The following is a 3,857-nucleotide window of genomic DNA, read 5'->3' as shown; positions in this document are numbered from 1 at the left end:
GGCTTGCTCGCGATGCCGGCCACTCGGTCTATCAGTAAAACCTTGTCGGTCCAATCGCGAGCAAGCCCGCTCCCACGGGTTATGTATTGTTTTCAAGCTCAGCAATGCGGTCCAGCAGCGCTTGGCGTTCGGCGCGTTCCTGGGTGATGTCGTCGATCACGCTGATCAAGTGCTCGGGGCTGTCGTCCTGGGAGTTGCGCTGCAATGAGGTGCGTACGTGGGCCCAGATGTAATGGCCGTCTTTGCACAGCAGGCGTTTTTCGAGGTCGTAGTTGCTGATTTCGCCATCCAGCAGGCGCTGCAACTGCTCAAGGTTGATTTGCAGGTCGTCGGGGTGGGTGATGGCCTGAAAGGTCAGCGCCCGCAGCTCTTGTTCGCTGTAACCCAACAATTGGCACAAGCTGTCGTTAACTCGCCGCCAGCGGCCATCGAGGTCGACGTAAGCCATGGCGCCGCACGCCAGTTCAAACAACGCCCGAAAGGCTTCTTCGCTTTTGCGCAGCGATTGCTCGGCGGTTTTGCGGGCGGTGTTGTCCATGCTGATGCCGATCATTTTTACCGGGCGCCCGGCGCTGTCGTTCAGCGGCATGGCCCGCGATGAGATCCAGCGCATCTCGCCATCCGGGCGGAAGATGCGGAAGTCGTATTCGTACGGGGTGTTGTTGGCGAAGCATTCGCGGTACAGCTCGTTCATCACCACTTCGTCTTCGGGCAGCACGTGCGGCCAGAAGTCTTCGTTGCGGTTGACCTGCCAGCCATAGACCCGCTCGACGTTGGCCGAATAGAACACCTCGTCGGTGATGAGGTTCCATTCCCAGGTCACGATCCCGGCGTTTTCCTGGGCCAGGGTCATGCGCGCTTCGCTTTCCATGATGTCGGCGATGTACTTGCGCCGCACATCGGTCATCGGCAGTTCAACCGACGTGGTGCCCTGAAGGTCTTGCACCGCCTGTTCGCCATAGCGCAGCCACACCCAGTTGACCTTGAGCAGGTCCGCCAGTTTGCGCAAATTGCTGTAGTCGATTTCGCCACCACGGGTCCACTTGTGCACCGCCGTGCGGGAAATGCCCAAGGCCGTACCGACCGCTTGCAGGGTCATTTTGTGGTGTTCGAGCAGCTCCTTCAGACGAAAGGCAAAGCTATCTTCGGTCATGACATATCCGTGATCACGTGAGGCGCAGGGCGCTGCGATTATACACACACGCCTGCGGCCCTCGACCCGATCACGGAAGGGAGGCTTATAAGTCCAGTACCAGGCGTTCGCCACGGGCCCGCGACACACAAATCATCATGGTTTGCTGGGCGGCTTTTTCGTCGTCGCTCAGGTATTGGTCGTTGTGCTCGGCTTGCCCTTCAAGGATGCGCGTCTCGCAGGTGCCGCACACGCCTTCGCGGCACAGGCATTCGACGTCGACATTGGCTTTTTCGATGGCCTTTAGGATGCTCATGCCTTCTTCAACGCGCAGTTCCTGACCGGATTTGGCCAGCACCAGGGTGAACGCACCGCCCGTGATCGGCGCAGCGGCGAACTGCTCCCAATGCACGCGTTCGTCAGCCAGGCCCAGTTTTTTGCCGGTGGCGATCACGGCGTCGATCAGCGGTTTAGGGCCGCACACATACACGTGCGCGTCGCTGTCCAGGTCGCCCATCAGCTCGGCCAGATTCAGCGATTGGCCCAGGCTGTCGGCGTAGGTGCGCGTGCGCTCGGCATGCGGGCCCGCGCTGAGTTCGTCGTGAAACGCGCCGTGTTCCGGGCTGCGGAAGGCGTAGTGCAGTTGGTAATCGGCGCCCGCGTCACGCAGTTCGTGCACTTGCGAGAGGAACGGGGTGATGCCGATCCCGCCCGCGATGAGGATGTGTTTGCCCGCCTTCGGGTCGATGGCGAACAGGTTGTTGGGGGTCGAAATCATCAGCTCGGTGCCGACCTCGACCTGTTGGTGCATAAACGCCGAGCCGCCTTTGGATTGCTCCTCAAGACGCACGCCAATCTGGTAGCTGGCGGTCTGGCGCGGGTCGCTCATCAACGAATAGGCGTTGCTGTGCTGACGGCCGTCGGCGTCTTTCATCTGCACGATGATGTGGCTACCGCCGGTGAAGTCGGGCAGCGGCTGGCCGTCCTGGCGTACCAGGGTAAAACGTTTGATCAGCGGCGTTACCTGCTCTACACCGATCACACGGGCGGCAAGCATTTGATAAGAGTTGGCCATCGCAAAACCTCTACTGCGGTAAAGGGCGGCACTCGCGTGCCGCCTGATTTAAAACCCGGTGCTAACGACTCAGACCGCCAGGCACAGGTATTTCAGTTGCAGGTAATCGTCGATCCCGTACTTGGAACCTTCGCGCCCCAGGCCGGATTGCTTGACCCCGCCAAACGGCGCCACTTCGTTGGAGATCAACCCGGTGTTGATGCCGACCATGCCGTATTCCAGTTGCTCAGCGATGTGCCACACGTGGCCGATGTCGCGGCTGTAGAAGTACGCCGCAAGGCCGTACAGCGTGTCGTTGGCCAGGGCCAGCACTTCAGCGTCGGAGTGGAAGCGCACCAGCGGCGCAACCGGGCCGAAGATTTCTTCGTCCAGCAGCAACATGCCTTTCTTGATATCGCCCAGCACGGTCGGTTCGAAAAACTGCTCACCCAGCGCATGCACCTGGCCGCCCAGCAGCAAGGTCGCGCCTTTGCTGACGGCGTCGTCGATCAGGGCGCGGACTTTGTCCACCGCTTTAACGGTGATCAGCGGGCCGATCTGGGTGTCTGCCGCGTTGCCATGGCCGACCTTCAGTTCGGCCACTTTGGCGGCGAACTTACTGGCGAACTGGTCGTACACCGCGTCGTGCACGTAGAAGCGGTTAACGCAGACGCAGGTCTGGCCCGCGTTGCGGTATTTGGCCGCGATGGCGCCTTCGACGGCGGCATCAATGTCGGCGTCGGCAAACACGATAAACGGCGCGTTGCCGCCCAGTTCCAGCGAGACTTTTTTGATGGTTTCGGCGCACTGGCTCATCAGCAAACGGCCGATAGGGGTCGAGCCGGTGAAGCTGAATTTTCGCACCAGCGGGTGGCCGGTGAGTTGCGCGCCAATGGCCGGGGCGTCGCCGGTGACGATGTTCAACACGCCTGCCGGGATGCCTGCCCGCTGCGCCAGTTCCGCCAGGGCCAGCGCCGAAAACGGCGTTTCGTTGGCCGGTTTGACCACGATAGTGCACCCGGCCGCCAGCGCAGGCGCGACCTTGCGGGTGATCATCGCAGCGGGGAAGTTCCACGGCGTGATCGCCGCGCACACGCCGATGCCTTGCTTGACCACAATCAGGCGTTTGTCGCTGGACGGCGAAGGGATCACGTCGCCATAAACGCGTTTGCCTTCCTCGGCAAACCACTCGATAAACGAGGCCGCGTAACGGATTTCACCCACCGCTTCGTGCAGTGGCTTGCCCTGTTCCAGGGTCATGATCCGGGCCAGATCGTCTTCGTGTTGCAGGATCAGTTCAAACCAGCGCCGCAGGATCTGCGCGCGGTCTTTGGCCGTGCGTTCACGCCAGGCTGGCAAGGCTGCATCGGCGGCCTGAATGGCGCGGATCGCTTCGGCGCCGCCCATCAACGGCACATTGCCCAACAGCTGGCCTTGAGCCGGGTTGGTCACGTCGACCGTTTGACGGCTGTCGGCATCTGCCCAGGCGCCATCAATAAACGCCTGTTGACGAAACAATTGGGGGTCTTTGAGCTGCACGCAGGACACTCCTCTAAATAGGGCCAGGGCGCCGCAGCGTGGCTGCGGCGCCCGGCAGATCAGTCGTCCAGGTGGGCCACGGCGATCAGGTTGTGGAAGTGCGCGCTGGCGTGTTCGCTCATGCCGCTGCGC

Annotated in this window: 3 protein-coding genes; all 3 read right to left on the bottom strand. The window is 61.5% G+C overall.

Going from position 1 to position 3,857, the window contains the following annotated elements; all coding sequences use genetic code 11:
- Positions 1 to 79: 79 nt before the first annotated feature.
- The 3 genes from QMX84_RS25885 to QMX84_RS25875 all read right to left on the bottom strand — a co-directional run bounded on the left by QMX84_RS25885 (position 80) and on the right by QMX84_RS25875 (position 3,725).
- Complete coding sequence (locus QMX84_RS25885) at positions 80 to 1,153, bottom strand: PAS domain S-box protein (protein WP_123751010.1); 1,074 nt, start codon at positions 1,151 to 1,153, stop codon at positions 80 to 82.
- A gap of 85 nt (positions 1,154 to 1,238) precedes the next feature.
- Entirely contained in the window at positions 1,239 to 2,207 is a 969-nt protein-coding gene (locus tag QMX84_RS25880) for a PDR/VanB family oxidoreductase (RefSeq protein WP_153335861.1), read from the bottom strand.
- Between the two features lie 69 nt (positions 2,208 to 2,276).
- Positions 2,277 to 3,725: an NAD-dependent succinate-semialdehyde dehydrogenase gene (locus QMX84_RS25875; protein WP_088500359.1), complete on the bottom strand. Its 1,449-nt coding sequence runs from the start codon at positions 3,723 to 3,725 to the stop codon at positions 2,277 to 2,279.
- Positions 3,726 to 3,857 lie beyond the last annotated feature (132 nt).

The organism is Pseudomonas sp. PS01297 (genome assembly GCF_029959305.1).
Taxonomy (GTDB): domain Bacteria; phylum Pseudomonadota; class Gammaproteobacteria; order Pseudomonadales; family Pseudomonadaceae; genus Aquipseudomonas; species Aquipseudomonas helleri.
This window is presented reverse-complemented; position numbering and strand designations above follow the sequence as displayed.